This window comes from Enterococcus sp. C102(2024) (assembly GCF_040888205.1).
Taxonomy (GTDB): Bacteria; Bacillota; Bacilli; order Lactobacillales; family Enterococcaceae; genus Enterococcus; species Enterococcus faecalis.
The window spans coordinates 507,891-527,388 of the sequence record NZ_JBFOHH010000001.1 but is presented as its reverse complement, the minus strand read 5'-3'; the positions used below and the strand labels follow the sequence as shown (position 1 = coordinate 527,388).

At 38.9% G+C, this 19,498-nt stretch carries 19 protein-coding genes; 1 reads left to right on the top strand and 18 read right to left on the bottom strand.

From position 1 onward, the window contains the following. Positions 1-51 precede the first annotated feature (51 nt). Both tkt and AB3I34_RS02605 read right to left on the bottom strand, forming a co-directional pair. Entirely contained in the window at positions 52-2,046 is a 1,995-nt protein-coding gene (gene tkt, locus AB3I34_RS02610) for a transketolase (protein ID WP_002357564.1), read from the bottom strand. 71 nt (positions 2,047-2,117) lie between these two features. Next, positions 2,118-2,360, bottom strand: coding sequence for a DUF896 family protein (locus AB3I34_RS02605; protein ID WP_002384502.1), 243 nt, complete (start codon positions 2,358-2,360; stop codon positions 2,118-2,120). A 150-nt stretch (positions 2,361-2,510) separates the two neighbouring features. Between AB3I34_RS02605 and lexA the strand changes: the two genes are divergently transcribed. Further along, positions 2,511-3,131, top strand: coding sequence for a transcriptional repressor LexA (lexA, locus tag AB3I34_RS02600; protein WP_010825248.1), 621 nt, complete (start codon positions 2,511-2,513; stop codon positions 3,129-3,131). 13 nt (positions 3,132-3,144) lie between these two features. Here the strand turns inward: lexA and queG are convergent, their stop codons facing one another. From queG to aroB, 16 genes are all read right to left on the bottom strand, one after another. Next, complete coding sequence (gene queG, locus AB3I34_RS02595; RefSeq protein WP_002366694.1) at positions 3,145-4,314, bottom strand: tRNA epoxyqueuosine(34) reductase QueG; 1,170 nt, start codon at positions 4,312-4,314, stop codon at positions 3,145-3,147. 23 nt (positions 4,315-4,337) lie between these two features. Further along, positions 4,338-4,832, bottom strand: a complete 495-nt coding sequence (dfr, locus tag AB3I34_RS02590; RefSeq protein ID WP_002360302.1) for a trimethoprim-sensitive dihydrofolate reductase — start codon at positions 4,830-4,832, stop codon at positions 4,338-4,340. Between the two features lie 17 nt (positions 4,833-4,849). Continuing rightward, a complete protein-coding gene (locus AB3I34_RS02585; protein ID WP_002357569.1) occupies positions 4,850-5,797 on the bottom strand; it encodes a thymidylate synthase in 948 nt (315 codons plus the stop codon). A 17-nt stretch (positions 5,798-5,814) separates the two neighbouring features. Next, a complete protein-coding gene (locus AB3I34_RS02580) occupies positions 5,815-7,704 on the bottom strand; it encodes an ABC-F family ATP-binding cassette domain-containing protein (protein WP_025189955.1) in 1,890 nt (629 codons plus the stop codon). A 110-nt stretch (positions 7,705-7,814) separates the two neighbouring features. Continuing rightward, positions 7,815-9,869, bottom strand: a complete 2,055-nt coding sequence (locus tag AB3I34_RS02575; RefSeq protein WP_002360309.1) for a sodium:proton antiporter — start codon at positions 9,867-9,869, stop codon at positions 7,815-7,817. Positions 9,870-9,904: 35 nt separating this feature from the next. Next, positions 9,905-10,237, bottom strand: coding sequence for an ACP phosphodiesterase (locus AB3I34_RS02570; RefSeq protein ID WP_002357572.1), 333 nt, complete (start codon positions 10,235-10,237; stop codon positions 9,905-9,907). Positions 10,238-10,314: 77 nt separating this feature from the next. Further along, a complete protein-coding gene (locus tag AB3I34_RS02565; protein ID WP_002369392.1) occupies positions 10,315-10,791 on the bottom strand; it encodes a hypothetical protein in 477 nt (158 codons plus the stop codon). 11 nt (positions 10,792-10,802) lie between these two features. Further along, a complete protein-coding gene (locus AB3I34_RS02560; protein WP_002357574.1) occupies positions 10,803-10,997 on the bottom strand; it encodes a hypothetical protein in 195 nt (64 codons plus the stop codon). Between the two features lie 193 nt (positions 10,998-11,190). Then, complete coding sequence (locus AB3I34_RS02555) at positions 11,191-12,039, bottom strand: DegV family protein (protein ID WP_002382324.1); 849 nt, start codon at positions 12,037-12,039, stop codon at positions 11,191-11,193. A gap of 75 nt (positions 12,040-12,114) precedes the next feature. After that, positions 12,115-13,287 carry an LCP family protein gene (locus AB3I34_RS02550; protein WP_085444240.1) on the bottom strand — a complete coding sequence of 391 codons (1,173 nt, stop codon included), beginning with the start codon at positions 13,285-13,287 and terminating at the stop codon, positions 12,115-12,117. Positions 13,288-13,430: 143 nt separating this feature from the next. Further along, complete coding sequence (pheA, locus tag AB3I34_RS02545; RefSeq protein WP_081115663.1) at positions 13,431-14,279, bottom strand: prephenate dehydratase; 849 nt, start codon at positions 14,277-14,279, stop codon at positions 13,431-13,433. 7 nt (positions 14,280-14,286) lie between these two features. Continuing rightward, complete coding sequence (locus AB3I34_RS02540; protein ID WP_002360319.1) at positions 14,287-14,793, bottom strand: shikimate kinase; 507 nt, start codon at positions 14,791-14,793, stop codon at positions 14,287-14,289. Positions 14,794-14,812: 19 nt separating this feature from the next. Next, the gene (gene aroA, locus AB3I34_RS02535; RefSeq protein ID WP_025189379.1) at positions 14,813-16,099 is read right to left on the bottom strand and encodes a 3-phosphoshikimate 1-carboxyvinyltransferase; all 1,287 of its coding nucleotides are present in this window, start codon (positions 16,097-16,099) and stop codon (positions 14,813-14,815) included. 6 nt (positions 16,100-16,105) lie between these two features. After that, positions 16,106-17,200 carry a prephenate dehydrogenase gene (locus AB3I34_RS02530; RefSeq protein WP_010712457.1) on the bottom strand — a complete coding sequence of 365 codons (1,095 nt, stop codon included), beginning with the start codon at positions 17,198-17,200 and terminating at the stop codon, positions 16,106-16,108. 33 nt (positions 17,201-17,233) lie between these two features. Beyond that, the gene (aroC, locus tag AB3I34_RS02525; RefSeq protein WP_010712456.1) at positions 17,234-18,400 is read right to left on the bottom strand and encodes a chorismate synthase; all 1,167 of its coding nucleotides are present in this window, start codon (positions 18,398-18,400) and stop codon (positions 17,234-17,236) included. 1 nt (position 18,401) lies between these two features. Then, positions 18,402-19,478, bottom strand: a complete 1,077-nt coding sequence (gene aroB, locus AB3I34_RS02520; RefSeq protein ID WP_010712455.1) for a 3-dehydroquinate synthase — start codon at positions 19,476-19,478, stop codon at positions 18,402-18,404. Between the last annotated feature and the right edge of the window lie 20 nt (positions 19,479-19,498).

Below are 19,498 nucleotides of genomic sequence, written 5' to 3'. Positions count from 1 at the left end.
AGCAAAAAAACCTGAATGCTATCACAAGCATTCAGGTTTTTTAATCTTTATTTATAGTGATTTATAGGTATTAACCACATTTTCAGGAGTAAAGCCGAATTTTTCAAGAACTAGACCGCCAGGTGCAGAAGCGCCGAAGTGATCAATTGTGATTGTTTTGCCTTCTGTTCCTACATAGCGTTCCCAACCAAAGCTTGCTGCAGCTTCAATCGCCACACGTTTTGTCACAGCTTTAGGTAACACACTTTCTTTATATTCAGCAGATTGTTTTTCAAATAAATCAAAACTTGGCATTGACACGACAGATACATCGATGCCTTCTTCCGCTAATTTAGCTTGTGCTTCCACTGCTAGATTTACTTCAGAACCAGTCGCAATTAAAATCCCTGATGGTTGTTCACCTTTTTGTGGTGACAATACATAAGCACCTTTTTGAACAGAATCAGAAGCGTGTTCTAACGTTCCTTCTAAAACAGGTAAGTTTTGACGACTTAGAACTAAAATAGTTGGTGTTTCCGTAGAAGTCATAGCAATTTTCCAAGCAGCAACAGTTTCATTGCCGTCTGCTGGACGAATCACATGAACATTTGGAATGCAACGAACACTTGCTAATTGCTCAATTGGTTCGTGTGTTGGCCCATCTTCACCCACCGCAACAGAGTCATGCGTTAAGACGTAAGTTACAGGAACTTTTTGTAAAGCGGCTAAACGGATTGCTGGACGCAAGTAGTCAGTAAAGACGAAGAATGTCCCGCCATAAACATGGCTACCACCGTGTAATTGAATCCCGTTCATTGCTGCAGCCATTGCAAATTCGCGAACACCAAACCAAATATTACGGCCTTCGTATTGACCAGGTTCAAAATCTTTTTCTGCAGCAACCATTGTATTATTTGAGGCAGATAAATCAGCTGAACCGCCCCAGAAACTTGGAACAACTTTTGAAATAGCTTGAATCGTTTCTTTACTTGTTACACGACTTGCGGCACTTGTTCCTAGTTCATATTTAGGCAATTCTTGTTCCCAACCTTCAGGTAATTGGTTGGCAAAAGCTTCTTTAAATTGTTTGGCTAATTCTGGATGCGCATGTTCATAGTTCTTAAACATCTCATTCCAAGCCTCTTCAGCTTTTTGGCCTTCGTCAATCATCGTTTCTTTAAAACGAGCAGCGACTTCCTCTGGCACAGTAAAGTCAGGGTATTCCCAACCATAAACAGCTTTAGCCGCTGTAATGCCCTCTTCACCAATTGGCGCGCCGTGAACGGAAGATGTTCCTTCTTTTGGTGCTCCGTAACCAATGACTGTTTTAACTTCAATCAGTGTTGGTTTATCTGTTTCAGCTTTAGCCGCTTCAATCGCAGCCTCTATTTCATCTAAATCATTGCCGTCTTTAACTAAAATATGTTGCCATCCGTATGCTTCATAACGAGCCCCAACATTTTCAGTAAAGGCTTTAGAAGTTGGTCCATCTAATGAGATGTCATTTGAATCGTACAAGACAATTAATTTACCTAATTTCATATGACCAGCCATTGAACTTGCTTCTTGAGAAACACCTTCCATTAAATCGCCGTCACCACAAATTGCGTACGTGTAATGATCCATAATAGGGAAACTATCACGATTATAAGTTGCAGCTAAATGCGCTTCAGCCATTGCCATACCAACAGCCATAGCAATCCCTTGTCCTAGAGGTCCTGTTGTTGCTTCAACACCATCTGTGTGGTGCACTTCTGGATGCCCTGGTGTTTTACTATCCCATTGACGGAAATTTTTCAAATCGTCAATTGTTACGTTGTATCCTGATAGATGTAATAAGCTGTACAACATTGCAGAGCCGTGGCCTGCTGAAAGTACAAAACGATCACGATCAACCCAGTTTCTAGAAGTTGTTGGGTTCACCTTTAAATGTTTTGTCCAAAGTGCATACGCCATTGGGGCAGCACCCATTGGTAAACCAGGATGTCCTGAGTTCGCTTTTTGTACGGCTTCAATACTTAATGTCCGGATTGTATTAACGCCCAATTGATCTGTCTTGTCAAACAAAAAAATCATCTCCTAATTTAGGTTTTTTTTACCTTTATTCATAGTGTAGCTTATTTCGACAATGAAAGCAATTACTTTCTGTTGTGAAGTCCTTTTTCACGTTGAATTTGTTTTAGTTTTTCAGGAGTCACATCGGTCCCTTCTTGATCCACGACCTTCATTCCTTCGATATGGTGACGCATCCCTCCACGAAATGCTTCTAAATACTCTTTACGTAATTCTTGTTGTTCGACTTTTTCTTTCGCACTAAGTTCTTCCACTTTTGCTTTATTCGCTAATTCATTTATACGGGCAATTTTTTCTTTCGATAACATCAAAATCCCTCCTTACTCTCACTGTCTATATTATAAGAACTGCCTTAAAAAAACAACTATATTCTGATATTTATAAAACACGAACGCTTGTTTGATTTCGTTCGCATTTTATGGTACACTAATTTTATCAATTGAAAGAAGGTGCGGGTTTTGGCGAAACGTACAGAAACAAGACAATTAGAAGTACTTAAATATATATACGAACAAGTCGAATTAAAGGGTTATCCGCCAACCGTTCGCGAAATTGGGAAGGCTGTTGATTTATCCTCAACTTCTACCGTTCACGGACATTTAGCTCGTCTTGAAAAAAAGGGTCTAATCTTACGTGACCCAACAAAACCGCGAGCAATCGAATTAACACCAGAAGGCTTGGAAAAGATCGGAATTCAACCGACAACTATTCCGATGTTAGGTGTCGTAACTGCTGGTGAACCAATTTTAGCGGTGGAAGAAGCATCAGATTTCTTCCCGTTACCTCCTGATTTACGTACAGAAGAAAATACTTTATTTATGTTGACGATTCGAGGAGAAAGTATGATTAACGCAGGTATTCTAGATGGCGACCAAGTGATTGTTCGTAAGCAATCGAATGCCAATAATGGCGACATCGTAATCGCAATGACCGATGAAGATGAAGCAACCTGTAAACGATTCTTCCGAGAAGTAGATCATATCCGCTTGCAGCCTGAAAATGATGCATTAGCGCCTATTCTTTTAGATAACGTGACAATTTTAGGTAAAGTTGTTGGTTTATATCGCAATCATATTTAATAAAAAAAGGAAGTCACTCCGTTGAGCGGCTTCCTTTTTTGCTTGTTAACAAGTGAATAGCCTTTTGAGCTTCCTCGATAACCTCTTCTTCAGTTTCTACAGAAAGTAGATAATTTAAAGCTTCTAAACTTTGCTCGGGTTCTCTTTTTGCGAGCTGACCTAACGACCAAGCAGCTGTTCCGCGAATGACAGGACGCTGATCATTTAAACAGAGAATAATTTGTGGGATAGCTTCACGGCCGCCCAAATTCGCTAACGCAATTAAAGCATTTCGTTGCAATGGTTTTTTGCCACGCCAGGAGCCTGCTAAGTGTCCGAATTGCTGTTTAAACTCTTTATTGGAAATAGTTAATAACGGTGCCAATTTGGGATAAACTTCTTCAATCTTTGGTTCCATCTCTTCATGAAAATGAAAATCTTTTCCTTTATTATAAGGGCAAACCAGCTGACAAATGTCGCAACCATAAATGACGTTACGCATTTTTTTCCGATACTCTTCAGGCATCATGCCTTTTGTTTGCGTTTGATAAGACAAACATTTTTGAGCATTCATTCGACCGTCCCCTAACAAAGCCCCTGTAGGACACCCTGTGATACAACGAGTACAATCACCGCAACCATTTGGAACAGGTTCATCTGGTTCAAATTGAATGTTGGTGGTCACCTCACCTAAATATACAAAGGAACCAAATTCTTCGGTAATCAGTAGACCATTTTTACCAATGAATCCTAAACCCGCCCGCTGAGCAACAGCGGTGTCAACATATTCGCCAGTATCCACTTGCGGCCGAAAACGCCAGTGTTCTTTTTCTGCTTCAGTGGCAGCTTGCTCTTCAATAAAAGCAATTAATTTTTGCAACCGATCCTGCAAAATGTGATGATAATCAATTCCCCAAGAGGCTCGCGCAAATTGTCCACGCTTTTCATCTCTAGGCATTTTTTCCTGAGCTTTGGTGGGATAAGCTAAAGCAATGGAGATAATACTTTTAGGATGCTCAAACGTTTTTTCTGGGTAAATTCGTTCTTCCACATTTTGATGTTCAAACCCCGAGTTATATCCTCGCTCTCGTTGTTCATGCAGAGAATCTTCTAATTCAATAAATGGTTCAGCATGAGTAAAGCCGATTTTATCGATGCCTAAACGTTGACTCTCTTGAATAATTTTTTCTTTCAATGTCGGCATTGCTCATGCCTCCCTTCATTTTATTATTTATCGTTTCGATGATACGTTTCATAGTCATGTGCATAGAGATTTTTCTCGTCCACGACGCCGGGAACAGTGGCAACTTTTTCCCAAACAGACCAGTCAATTTCTGGAAAGAAAGTGTCGCCTTCAAACGTTTCATGAATCATCGTCCGATATAAGACATCGCATGCGGGAATCAATTCTTTAAAAACGACAGAACCTCCACCAATAACGGTCACGCCTTCATACTTGTCAGCATACGCAAGAATTTCCTCTACGGAATGCATAACCAAAACGCCTTCAGCTTGGTAATCCGGATTACTGGTAAGAACAATCGTTGTTCGATTTGGTAACGGACGACATCCCATGCCTTCGAAAGTTGCACGTCCTAAGACCAATGTATTATGAATTGTTTTTTCCTTGAAAAATTTCAAGTCGTTGGGTAAATGCCAAGGCAATTTGCCTTCTTTACCAATCACTCCTTGTTCATCTTGGGCCCAAATAGCTGCTAACATAGCTTCTCTCTCCTTTTTTATACGGCAATCGGCGCTTTAATCGTTGGATGTGGGTCATAGCCTTCTACTTTAATATCTTCCATATCAAAATCAAAAACAGAAGCCTTGTCTGGATTCAAAACGAGCGTTGGGAAAGAACGAACTTCTCGTGATAATTGTTCTTGCATTTGTTCCACATGATTTTGATATAAGTGGGCATCTCCTAGCGTGTGTACAAACTCCCCCACTTCTAAACCTGTTTCATGTGCAATCAAATGCGTCAATAAAGCATAGCTTGCAATGTTAAAAGGAACACCTAAAAAAACATCGGCACTGCGCTGATAAAGTTGACAGCTTAATTTTCCTTCATTTACATAAAATTGAAACATAGTGTGACAAGGCGGCAACGCCATTGAAGGCACATCTTCTGGATTCCAAGCGGAAACAATTAAACGGCGAGAATCAGGATTGGTTTTAATCATTTCAATCACATTAGCTAATTGATCAATAAAGCTACCATCTTTGGTTTCCCAGTGACGCCATTGCGCACCATAAATATTCCCTAATTCACCATATTTTTCTGCAAACTCTGCATCATTTAAAATGGCGTCACAGAACTTTTGATGTTCTTCTTTGTATTGTTCTGCAAACGCTGGATCTTGTAAGACACGATGTCCAAAATCCGTCATGTCTGGTCCTTGATAATCTGCGCTTTTTACGTAACGTTCGAACGCCCATTCATCCCAAATATGATTATTTCGCTCTAACAAATAGCGAATATTCGTGTCGCCTTTTAAAAACCACAATAACTCACTTTTAATCAAGCCAAACGGTACTCGTTTGGTTGTTAGTAAGGGAAATCCTTTGGCCAAATCAAAACGCATTTGATAGCCAAATAAACTATACGTACCAGTTCCTGTACGGTCTTCTTTAAAATGACCTTCTTCTAAAATCTTTTTTCCTAGCGCTAAGTATGCTTCTTCCATCTTATTCCCTCCGTCTCTTAATCCGCGTATTCACTCAAGTATTCCCAACGATTCATTTTTTCTTCTAACAATTGTTCCGTTGCTGTTACCGCTTCTTGTAGTTCTTGTAAACGAACAAAATCATCACCCTGATGATTCATTTCTTCAGTTAATGTTTCTAATTTCGTTTCTAATTGTGTGATGTCTTCTTCAATTGTTGCCCACTCTTTTTGTTCCATATAAGTCAGCTTTGTTTTTTCTTTCTTTTCTGTCGATGCTTCTTTTACTGGTTTATTGAGTGGTTTTTCTTTGACCTTTTCTTGTTCTTTTTGGTTCGCCAAATATTCACTCATCGTGCCATAAAATGATAGGATCTGACTATTTCCTTGAAAAACTAACAATTTATCCATTGTTTTATCCAAGAAATAACGGTCATGAGAAACAGCAATTACCGCTCCTTTGAACGTTTGAATATAATCTTCTAAAATGGTCAACGTATCAATGTCTAAATCGTTGGTTGGCTCATCCAATAATAACACGTTAGGCTGACTAATTAATAATTTTAAGAGATATAACCGGCGTTTTTCTCCACCAGACAGTTTGCCAATCAGTGTGCCATGCATAAAACGAGGAAATAAAAAGCGCTCTAACATTTCAGCGACCCCAACGCTGCTTCCATCACTGCGTTTCACTTCTTCTGCTGCTTCTTGCAAATAAGCAATCATCCGTTGATTAGGATCCATTTCTTCGTTTTGCTGGGTATAATAGCCAATTCGGACGGTTTCACCGATACTATATAGGCCACTCTCTAAAGGAATGCGTCCAGCTAAAATATTTAATAATGTGGATTTTCCTGCACCATTTTTACCAGTAATGCCAATTCGATCGTTTGCTTGAATGAGTAAATTAAAGTCTTTCAAAAGCTGTTTATGATCAATGGCATAATTTCCTTCCTTGATTTCCAGAACTTTTTTCCCTAAACGCTGCGTGGCAAAGTCTGCTTCTAAGGTGCCATTGGTTTGTACCTGATGCAAGTTTTCTTTTAAATCCTGAAACCGATCAATTCTTGCTTGCTGTTTCGTTCCTCGTGCTTGAACGCCTGCTCGCATCCACGCAAGTTCTTGTTTGAAGAGGCGTTTTCTTTTTTCTTCTTGTTCTACAGCGACACGTTCACGTTCGGCTTTTTCCATCACATACGTTTCATAGTTTCCTTTGTATTCATACAGTTTTCCAAAAGAAAGTTCGAAAATCCGATTGGTTACTCGATCTAAAAAGTAGCGGTCATGGGTCACCATTAAAACCGCGCCACGATAGTTATTTAAAAAGTTTTCCAACCATTCAATCGTTTCATAATCCAGATGGTTCGTTGGTTCATCCAATAACAGTAAATCAGGCGCTTCAATTAAGACTTGCGCCAAGCTTACTCGTTTTAACTGCCCACCAGAAAGCTCACCTATTTTCTTTTCCAATGTGGGAATACCTAATTTTTGTAAAATAATTTTTGCATTGGTATCTGCTGTCCAAGCATCTTGTTTATTCATGGCTTCTTCTGCTTGCGTGTAACGTCTTTGAACCCCTTCGTCTAAACCATTCTCACTTAAAGCAGCTAACGCTAATTCATAATTTTTGACTGTTTTTATGATCGGGCTGTCTCCCTGAAACACGGCTTCTGCAATCGTAATATTCTCGTCAAATGTTTGATTCTGGGAAAGGTACCCAATTTGATAATCACTTGGCTGCTGAATCGCAGCAAGATCACCATCACCGCTATCTACGCCAGCAATAATATTTAATAAACTGGTTTTCCCTGTGCCGTTAATCCCAATTAAACCAATGCGATCTTTTTCATGAATCAAAAAAGAAAGATGATCAAATAGTGTTTTTTCCCCATATGTTTTGGTTAAATCTGTTACTTTTAATTCTTTCACCGACACTACCAACTCCTTCTATTTTGGTCTTGCTTATTGTATCAAAAATTGGATTATAAAAAAAGTGCATGAGATAAAAATCGTCTTGGTTTCATCTCATACACTATTACTTATTCTTTATTAAAATTTTTAACAAATCGTTTCAGCGGAACGTTATTCACTTCGCCGCTAATCGAATAACTCTCTAATAAATTGACATTTTTTCGTAATTCGTTCGCTTCGATAATTGAAATGCGTTCAGATTGTTCGTAATGATCAATCATCCGTCGTTCTTCTTGGAAGCCTAATAATAGGTCTTTGACATAGTCTGTCTCCGTATGAACAATATACGAATCAATAAATTCGCCTTTTTCAAACTTATGGGCTAAATCCAAGCGTCCGTCAATGAAGAAATCAATTAAATCATCATCATAGACACCGCGCAAATTATCTAAACTCTTCAGAATAACTTGAGAATTTCTTAGAAAAACTTGGCGAATATTTTCTAGTTCTTCATTTCGTAATTCTTTTTCTTCTTCAGAAGCTTCACCACGATTGAAAAATAGCTTAGGATGTAAAAGAATCGAAATGATTTGTCGAGCAAATAATAACCAAAAGCCTACAATCGATAATAATTGTTTGGCAATCGACCGTTGCATCCGTGTAATCAAGCGTTGATACATACGATAACTTCTGACACTAATTTCTCCTTGTTTCAGACTTTCTTCTAAGCCGTCTCGTTCAATGGACACAATTAACGTCCGCAACTCTTGCACTTCTTGTTTTCGTTCTGCACTTAGCTGCTCGGTATACAATTCTTTTAAACGATCTTGATAATTTTCAATGACCGCATTCATTTCACCACGAGGATTCTCTTCATTTTGCTGTTTTAAGACATCAATGACATCACGTAATAAATCAATTTCGACTGACTCTTCATTTTCCACTTCCGTCTCTGAATCAGTTAAAAATGGTAAAACTAGAATCCCGCCAATCAGAGTCACCAAAATAACACAAGCCGTAATGAATAGTAATAACGGTCGTTCTTTAAAATGCTCGCCGTTAATCGCTGTTGGCAAAATAAAGATGGTGGCTAAACTCACTGTTCCTTTAACACCGCCAAAAGTTAAAATCAGCATTTCATTCATTGCGTTTTTAACTTTCTTAAGGCCATGTTGAAGCGTGTAAACACTGAAAATGGCTAAGAAACGAATCAAAAAGACAACGGCGCTAATAATTAGAACAACCATTAGTAGGAACCAGTTTGAATATTGTTGGTCAATCCAAATTGGCGAAAACACTTGAGAAAGTTCAATTCCTAAGAATAAGAAAACTAAGGCATTTAAAGTGAACTCAATCATACTCCAAATACTTTCGCCAACATTTGACAGCTCTGCTTCAAAAAGCGAAACTTTTTTCAAACTAGACGCTTGCATAATTCCAGCAATCACAGCAGCAATAATTCCAGAAACGCCAATCAACTCTGAAATTAAATAAGCAATAAATGGCAAGAGTAATTCAATCAACAAGTAGCCTGTAACATCTTTTGCCACTGCAGTTTCAAGTAAATGAACAATTTGCTGTTTTAATAGAACTAACACGATTCCGACTACCGCTCCACCAATACTGGAAATAACCAAGGTCCCTGCCGCTTCCACCGGCGAAAATGACCCCGTTAATAAAGCCGCTAATGCAAATTGAAAGGCTGTAACGCCTGATGCATCATTAATGAGTCCTTCACCAGATAAAATGTTCATCGAACGTTCAGGAATGTCAATTCGACCTGATAACGAACCTACCGCCACCGCATCCGTTGGCCCTAGAGCCGCTCCAAAAGCGAAGCAAGCGGCTAATGGTAAAGTAGGCAAAATCATATGCAGGGTCCAGCCGACTCCGACTAAGGTAATTAACACACCAAAAAAGGCCAAGAAAAGAATCATCCCGAAATTTTTCATCATTGCTTTCAGATTGATTAGCTCCCCTTCTCTAAATAAAAGCGGTGCAATAATCATTACTAAAAACACTTCAGGCTCAAATTCAATTTCCTGCCCCATTTTAGTTAAACCAATTAGAACGCCTACAATAATTTGCACAATTGGCAGCGGAATGACGGGAACAATCCGGTTGAATATGTTTGAGAAGGTAATAGACAGTGCAAAAACAATGATTAGAAAGGTAAATTCCATCCTATCATTCCCTTCTATATTAAATTTTTATTGACTTACCGATCAAAACATTTAAGTAATTTTTTCTTTTTAAGAATAATTTTCTTTTCGACTTCTTCTAACTCAGAACTGCGTTCGCAAAGTTCCAATTGAGCGCGTCGTGCTTCTAAACGAAGAAGTTCTCCTTTAATTAATTCAATTTTTTTGTAGCGTAAGAAATTTTTCTTTTGCATACGTTCTGCAAAGTGTTGTCGTTTTTCTTCAGGGATTGCTTGATATTTCTTTTTCAAGTCAGCGACACACTTTTCAAATTCTTCACTCACCGAAACAACTTCCTTCCAAAATTTAATCTGACTAATTATAACAAATTTTACCAAAAGTACAAGCAAAATTGCTTTCTTTTTTTCAAAAGAAATTCAGACAAAACTTAACGCGGGAAAAGCTGATTTCTAGGAGCTGAACATGGTTAATCTTCATTAACAATAATATCAATTTCTGCCTCTTCATTCATCCGTGTTGAAAGAAAAAGAACCATTTCTTCTAGTGGCGCAGAAAAGCGTAAAACCACCCCTCTTCTGCCTTTTTTTAAATACCCTAAACGAATACCGTTCGGCTTTTGAACAAGGACAATCTTTTCGATATCTTTAAAGGCCGTGCCCCGATTGTCAAAAGGATGCGTAATAATACAGTCCTCCGCAAAACCTCTTGCATCGTAAAGAAAACTGAAGATAATCAAAATATATAACACACTTCGAATCATTTCAATTTTATCTCCTGCCGAAAATGCATTGGCCAGAATCATTAAACTAAAAAAAGCAACTAAATATTTTGTTGTAGGATGTTTTGCAGCCGGAATTACAATACTTTTACGTACGAAGTAAAAGTAACCATACATAACGACGACAAATAAAAATAGCAATAACGTAAATCCATCGATAATCACAAACGACTCCTTTATTTCTTTTTCTTTTGAATATCTGTTAATATATCATTTATTTCTTTAATTTCTTTTTTTGATTCGTTAATCTTTTTGATAACCGCCTCACGGTTTTTTCCAGGCGGTAAGTCAATTGATTCTTGGTAGTAGTTTGCTAAAGCTTGAACTTTTTTCATTTTTTCGCTTTGCAACAAGGCTATATTTCTTTTCATTTAACCGCCTCCTCTTCCTTAGTATACATTACTTCGTAAGGAATTGCTTAATTTGCAAGATATTTTCTAATAAAAAGGAGTAATTTTACATTTTCTTATAAACAAAAAGTATTCGGCTGAGTAACACCAGCGAACGATAAAATAATAGAATAAAAAATGAGACAGAAGTAGTTTACTTTTGTCTCATCTTTTATTATTGTGCTGAAATCGCTAAACCAATTGCTTTTTCCCCTAGATGGGTCCCGATAACTGGACCAAAATGACCGATTTCAATTTCTGCATTTGGGTATAGCTTTTGTAATTTTGCTTGTTCTTTTTCAGCAACGATGCGGTTATTGGCATGAATCACGTACAGTTTAACTGGCGCTTCAATCCCTGCGTTTCGTTCACCAATAATCTTTTCTGCACGAGCAAAAGCTTTCTTTGTTGAACGGATTTTTTCAAATAATACAATCTTTCCATCTTCAAAAGTCAAGATAGGTTTAATCTTCAATAGCCCAGCGATCAAGGCTGCGCCATTCGTTAAGCGACCGCCACGAACTAAGTTGTTCAGATCTTCTACAATTAGATATGCATACGTATTATCACGAATTAAATCTAATTTGGCAAAAATTTCTTCTAAGCTGGCTTTTTCTTCTGTTAAATCTAAAGCAGCTTCTACCATGTGTCCCATTGGCATACTTGTAATTTTTGAGTCATATGGATACAAAGCAACGCCTGGGATTTCATCAGTAAGTCCGTGCAATGTATGAACAAAACCAGAGATTCCTGAAGAAAGATGAATGCTGATGATGGTGTCGTACCCTTGTTCAGCGATTGATTTGTAAAGCTCTAACACTTCTCCTAAAGCAGGTTGTGAAGTCGTCGGAAATTCTTTACTATTATTTAGCAATGCATAATATTCATCTGCTTCAATGTCAATGCCTTCGTTGTATATTTTTCCATCTAAAATGACTGGGATGGGAATTACAAAAAGATTCGGATGATCTTTAATGCGCTCGGGTAAATAAGCTGTACTATCTGTCACAATAGCAATTTTCATTTTGTAACCTCGTTTCACTAATTTTCCACGTTGTTTCTAATATAGCATAAAAAAGGATATTTTAAAATGCTTTCCTTATTCGTTCAGGAATTTTTCGATGGCGTCAGCATTTTTTTGTTCATCTACTTCTAAAATACTGCCTGCATAAGAGGATTCACCAAAATTCCAAGAATCTGGTACCGGAACCGATAATGACTCAACCCCTGCTTTTCCTTTAATCAACAATGATGGTCCATTCGTTAACATGAAACTAACAGGCACATCTGTCGACATATAGCCGACTAATTTCCCAAGTGATTCTGGGGTTCTTAATAAAGTCATTGGGTTTTTCATTTGGCTCATTACAGCTGACATAACTTGTTGTTGGCGACGAACCCGACCAAAGTCGCCTTCTTCATCCATCCTAAAGCGAGCGTATTGAAGTAAGACATGTCCATCCATGACCTGTTGCCCTTTTTCAATATCAACGCCATCTAAATTCAGTGATTTTTCTGCATCGATTTTGACACCTTTTGGAAACATAGAGTCAACAATTTTTTCAAATGATTGGAAATCTACCTTAGCATAATATTTCGTATCTAAATTAAAGTTTTGTTTTAACGTTTCACGAACCAATTCAGCACCGCCATAAGCGTATGCGGCATTAATTTTATTCGGCCCGACACCAGGAATGTCCACGAATGTATCACGCATAAATGAAATTAATTTCGGTTTTTTTGATGGTCCATTTAGTTGGAGAACCATTATTGTGTCGGCTCGTCCAGCATCTTCCCCACGTGTATCGCTGCCAAGAATTAAAATATTCTTAGCCCCGTTGCTACTTTTGACACCATTAAATGTTTCTACTTTTTCTTGAGGCAACGAGTCATCATGTTCTGCTGCAGATTTTCCTTTTAAAAACATGACTGTACTATAGGCAAATAACAGAATCAATAGGATCACTAGCCATTTGAAAAAGCGTTTTGTTTTTGATTTTTTACGTTTCTTTTTTGGTTTCTTGTCTTTTTTTCCGCGGGGTGGTTGGTCAGAACCGTTGCCACCACCTGAATCTGTTTGATGTCGCCTCTCACTTCTGCGACTGTCCTCAGTATAGCTGTCTTCGTAAACTGACTCTTGACGGCTTTCAGCTAGTTCTTCTGGTTCTTCTTCTCTATGTTCACCCATTGATTTTCGGGGATTAAAGGTCTTTTTATGCTCTGCTGGTCTCGATTTTTCATGAATATGTTTATAACGATCTACACGACTCATCGTGTCACTCCTTTACCTCTGTGTTTTATCACCTTTCTTAGGATACCTCATTTCGCAGGAAATTCCTATTACAAATATGTAATTTAATAAAAAATGAAACTCACTTTATCTAATAAGTAAGCTTCATTTTCATTTTTAACTCTTTAAAGTGTGGACAAAACATAGATCGGGTAATCCCCTAAAATTTTTATTTCTGCGCCAATCAGTTCCAGTTCTGTTAAAGCTGCTTCAATTAATTTTTCTGGTTGATCTTTCACTAAGTCCATTAAAAAGAAGTACTCTCCTAGCTTTGTTTTCAACGGCCGCGATTCTATTTTGCTAAGATTAATCCCTCGCCAACTGAATACGCTTAATGCTTTGTGTAAAGAGCCAGGAACATTACTTGGCATCGTAATCGCCAGCGTTATTTTTTTCTCAGATAGCGGGAAAGAAATCGCTAAATTTTCAGAACCAAGAACCCAAAATCGGGTTTGATTTACCGATAAATCTTGTATATTTTTTTCAACAATGGTCAAATCATACATTTCCGCAGAAAGTTTTGGTGCAATAGCTGCAAAAGGTAATTCTGGATGTTCTGCAATGTATTTGGCGGCGTAAGCTGTTGAAGGCGTTGCTTCTAAAATCGCTTCTGGAAAGTTTTTCGCTAGAAACATCTGCGATTGAGCTAATGCTTGCGGATGTGATAAAATTTTCTGACTTTGTTGCCAGATCGATTGATTCTCTTTTGCCACCATTAATTGTTGTTGAATCGGTAAAACTAACTCTGCTTGGACAGGTAACTGCGCTTGATGATACAAATAATCTATCGATGCGTTAACAGTTCCTTCAATCGTGTTTTCTATTGGAATAATGCTGCATGCCACTTCTTGCTGTTCAATTGCTTTCAAGCAAGCTGGAATCGATGCGTACGGCATCAATGTAGCATCAGGAAAAGCAGCCAACGTTGCACTGTACGTAAAGGAACCAATCGGACCTAAATAACCAACTTTCATCGTTTCTCTACTCCTTTAATTGTTGCAGAATTTCATTGATAATTTCTTCTGGTGAGCGATTGGTCGTATCAATTGTCATCTTCGCACATTCTTCATAAAAATTTTTACGAGACTCAAATAAAGTAATGATTTCTTTTGAAGAACGTTCTATAGCTAAGGGGCGTTGGTTTTCAGTATCTTCTGCGATTCTTTTTAACAGCTCTTCTGGTGTCGCATGTAAATAAATCACTTGCTGAAAAGATTTTAATAAGCTACGATTTTCTGGTCCGACAACAATCCCGCCCCCAGTTGAAAGGACGGCTGTATTTTTTGACAGCTCCTTTAAAAGTTGGGTTTCCTGTTCTCGGAAAGCTGCTTCACCATATTTTTCGAAATAGTCAGGAATTGAGCGTCCTATTTTTTCAATTAACGCTGTATCTAAATCAAGATGAGGCATCTTTAGTTTATTGGCCAAACTTTGGCCGATAGTTGTTTTACCCGCACCCATGAAACCAATTAAAACAATGCTTTCCATGGTTCGTTATCCTCCTTCGTTAACAACTTAAACGTTCTAAGTCGTCAAAAAATGCTGGATAAGAAACTGAAACTGCTTCAGCCTTATCTAATTCAACAGCGCCTTCTTTTACAAGTAATGCAGCAATTTGTAACATCATCCCGATACGATGATCCCCATAACTGGTAACTCTTCCACCATGTAAAGAAGTTGGTCCATGTATAATTAAGCCATCATCAGTAGGCGTGATGTCGGCGCCTAAAATTGTTAATTCTTTCGCTACTGCATCAATCCGATTGGTTTCTTTGACTTTCAATTCTTCTGCATCTCGAATGATTGTCGTGCCAGTAGCCTGAGTAGCTAACAAAGCAATAATCGGTAACTCATCAATTAAACGTGGGATAATAGCGCCACCAATCTCTGTAGCTGTTAATTGACTCGTTTTTACAAGTAAATCGCCAGAATGATTGGCCTCATCTTCATTTAAAATAGTGACGGAACCGCCCATGTTTTTAATCACATCTAAAATACCTGTCCGCGTTTGATTTAAGCCAACATTTTTCAGAAGTATCTCGCTATCTGGGACTACTAAACCCGCAACTAAAAAGAAAGCCGCAGAAGAGATATCGCCAGGAACTACCACATTTTGACCTGTTAATTGTTGCGGTCCAGTTAACATAATTTTTTTACCGTCTACTTCAAGTGTCCCACCAAATTGTCGAATCATCTCTTCTGTATGATCACGTGTCTTTTCTTTCTCAACCACTACAGAAGTGCCCTCGGCTTGCAAAGCGGCGAATAAAATAGCCGATTTCACTTGAGCACTCGCAACAGGCATTGTGTAGTCAATCGGTTGCAAATTTTGAGTTCCGCGAATAGAAATTGGCGGAAACTCTGTTTGCTGAACCCCTTGACATTCCGCTCCCATTTGGTTTAAAGGAAGCATCACACGATTCATCGGTCGTTTGGCAATAGACGCATCACCAGCTAGGCGCGTTTCAAAGGGACAGCCAGCTAAAATGCCCAGCATTAGACGAATTGTTGTCCCTGAATTTCCAACATCAATTGTATTCTTCGCCTTTTTTAAGCCTGCAAATCCTTGCCCCTCAACGGTGATTGTCGTCCCGTCATCTTCAATGTTCACACCTAAAGAACGAAACGCCGCTAAGGTACTTAAACAATCTTCGCCTCTTAGAAAATTTGTAATCGTCGTTTTTCCAGAAGAAATCGCTCCAAACATAATACTTCTATGGGAAATCGATTTGTCGCTAGGAACCATCAGAGTCCCTTGTAAATGTTTCACATTTGTACGTAGTTGCACCCTCATCACCTCTTATTTTTCGTAACACGTATAGTTCGTTTTTTTAGATAAAATTTGTTTTGCAGCTTGGCAGTCTGATTGATTTTTAAAAGACAATTGAAGAATCCCATAGATTTCTTCTCTCGTTTCTAAAATTTTAATATTTGTAAGAGAAAGGTCCGCTTCGCCTAAAATTTGCGTAATTTCAGCAATGATTCCTGGTTGATCTGGTACATCAACAAACAGATCATAGAAAGCGGGGATTGCGCCTTCTTTATGAATGGGCAACTGAGCACGTGTTTCTTTGGCCTTATCAAAAAAATTACGAATAGCTGGGGCATTTTTTTCTGTTAACCATTGGCAAACAGTAGTCATCTCTTTTTGCCAATTTTCTAGTAAGTCCAATAATACTAAGCGATTGCTTAATAAAATATCCGTCCACATCGTTGCATCAGAGGAAGCAATTCGAGTAATATCTCTAAATCCTCCAGCCGCTAGCTGCTGTGCTCTAGGGTAAGTGGTATTCAGTTGCTGACTTTCGTTCACTAAAGCTGCGGCAACAATATGTGGCAAGTGACTTAGAGCACCAGTAATTTCATCATGTTCCTGTGCAGGCATCGTAATAAACTTCGCATGCGTTCCTTTTAGTAACGTTTGTAACTCCTGAATCTGTTTGCTTTTTTCGCCATGGTCATCGGTAAAAATATAGTAGGCATTTTCAAACAAACGTTCATCAGCGGCTGTTACGCCGGATTTATGTGAACCAGCCATTGGATGACCACCAATAAAATTTTTCATGTTAAGCTTTGTTGCTAACTGATTAATTTCCACCTTGGTACTACCCACATCTGTGATCAGAGCAGTTTCTAGTGATAATTGGTTTAATTCTTCTAGTTGTACTAAAGTTGCTTTAACTGGGGAACAAAGAAAAATAATCTCTGCTCGTCTTGCCCCACTTGTTAAAGTTTCAGCTACCTCGTCAATTAGACCCGTTTTCTTAGCAAATCCAGTTGTAGCCGCTTGATTATCGAAACCGATAATCTCACTGTTGGGATGCCCTTTTTTGATACACAAAGCCAGTGAACTCCCGATTAGCCCTAATCCTACGATTAAAATACGTTTCTTCATTTTTTCCCTCCATATACTTGCGACTTTCTTCCATTAAAAGTTTTGAGTATATAGACGATAACGTTTCACTGCTTCTTTCATTTGTTCAAATGAGTCACTATCAAATTTTTCGAGCATAGCCTTCGCTACTTCCGTTGCAACAACGGCTTCACAAACAACGCTAGCGGCCGGTACCGCCGTGCTATCAGAGCGCTCAACGCTGGCCTTATAAGGCTCTTTTGTATCAATATTCACGCTTTGTAATGGTTTATAAAGGGTTGGAATAGGTTTCATGACACCACGAACGATGATTGGCATTCCGTTGGTCATTCCTCCTTCAAAACCGCCTAAATTGTTGGAAGTTCTGGTATAACCTGTACTTTCGTCCCAAACAATCTCGTCCATCACTTGACTACCAGGGCGTTGCGCCATTTCAAATCCAATGCCAAACTCAGCACCTTTAAAAGCATTGATGCTTACAACAGCTTGCGCAATTTTGGCATCTAGTTTACGATCCCATTGAACATAGCTACCTAAACCAGCTGGAACGCCGCCCACAAGTACTTCTACTACCCCACCAATTGTATCGCCATTTTTCTTGGTTTGGTCAATTAGTTCTTTCATTTTTTCTTCTACGGAAGGATCTAATACGCGAACGGCAGATTGTTCAGATCGTTCTTGAATTTCACGAATCGTTAAATTTTCAGGAATCGCAGCTTCAATCCCGCCTAATACCGCGACATGCCCAGCGACTTGGATATCCAGTTCAGCTAAAAGTTTTTTAGCAACCGCACCAATCGCCACACGCATCGTTGTTTCTCGTGCCGAAGACCGTTCTAAAACATTCCGTAAATCATCATGTTGATATTTCATGCCACCGACTAAATCAGCATGTCCTGGACGTGGTTTGCTGACGCGGCGGATTTTCTTTTGTTTTTCAGGAACTGGCTCTACTGACATCACGGAGGTCCAATTTTTCCAGTCTTTGTTTTCGACAATCAACGTTACTGGTGAGCCAAGTGTTTTACCATGCCGAATGCCCGAAGTAATACGTACTTGGTCTTTTTCAATTTTCATCCGTCCCCCACGACCGTAACCGCCTTGACGTCTTGCTAATTCTCGGTTAATCTCTTCGCTACTTAAAGGCAGACCGGCTGGTAAGCCTTCAATAATAGCAGTTAATTCAGGTCCATGTGATTCGCCTGCTGTAATAAAGCGCATCTTAAATTCCTCCTTCTCTGTTTAAAAATGCTCGAATTTCTTCCGTTGGTAAAGAGACAATTTTCGCTTGACCAATTTTTTCTAAGACAATGATTTTAATCTGTCCCCCACGTGTTTTTTTATCATGTGTAATTGCTTGATAGAGACGTTCTTCTGACCAACGATCTGTTGTTACTGGTAAATGAAACTTTTCTAGCATGGTGACCAACTCTTGGGTAGTCCCAAGTGGGGAAAGCCCTCGTTGTTCTGCGACTTGAGTTATTTGAATCATTCCTAAAGAAACGCCTTCACCGTGAGCAATCACCCCGTAACCAGCTGTATTTTCTAATGCGTGGCCGATCGTATGCCCAAAATTCAGAATCAAACGTAAGCCCAAATCTAATTCATCTTCTTCGACGACATCACGTTTAATCTTGCAACAGGCCGTGATAATTTCTTCTGCATGTACCACTAAATCTTGTTCATTTTCCAAAGAGGATAAACGGTGCCACAATTCAACATCAGCGATAGCTGCTGATTTTACAATTTCTGCAATTCCTTCACGCACACGTCTAGGTTCTAATGTTTTAAGTGTATTAGGATCAATTAAAACCCCATCTGGTTGGGCAAAAGTACCGACAAGATTTTTGGCTTTTTTAGTATTAACCGCTGTTTTACCTCCAATGCTACTATCTACTTGTGCCAGTAAGGTTGTTGGTACTTGCAAAAAGTGAATGCCGCGCATATAGGTTGAAGCGACAAATCCAGCTAGATCTCCCACAACGCCTCCACCTAAAGCAATTAGACCATCACTTCGAGTCAATTGCTGTTCCGCTAAAAAATCATAAAGCAGTTGAGCTGTTTCGAGGCTCTTACTTTGTTCACCTGCCGCTACAGCAATCAATGATGTTTCAAAACCAGCAGCTTGCAATTCTTTCTCAACAGCTGCGCCATATAATTTATTCACCGTTTCATCGGTAATAATCGCTACCCGTTGTGGCTGCCACAGGCTACGTACCCAGGTGCCAATTTTATCTAAGGCACCTGTTTCGATGGTTAAATCATATGAATGTGTAGGTAACGTTACGGTTAATTTCATGTCCTCTACTCCTCTGTCTT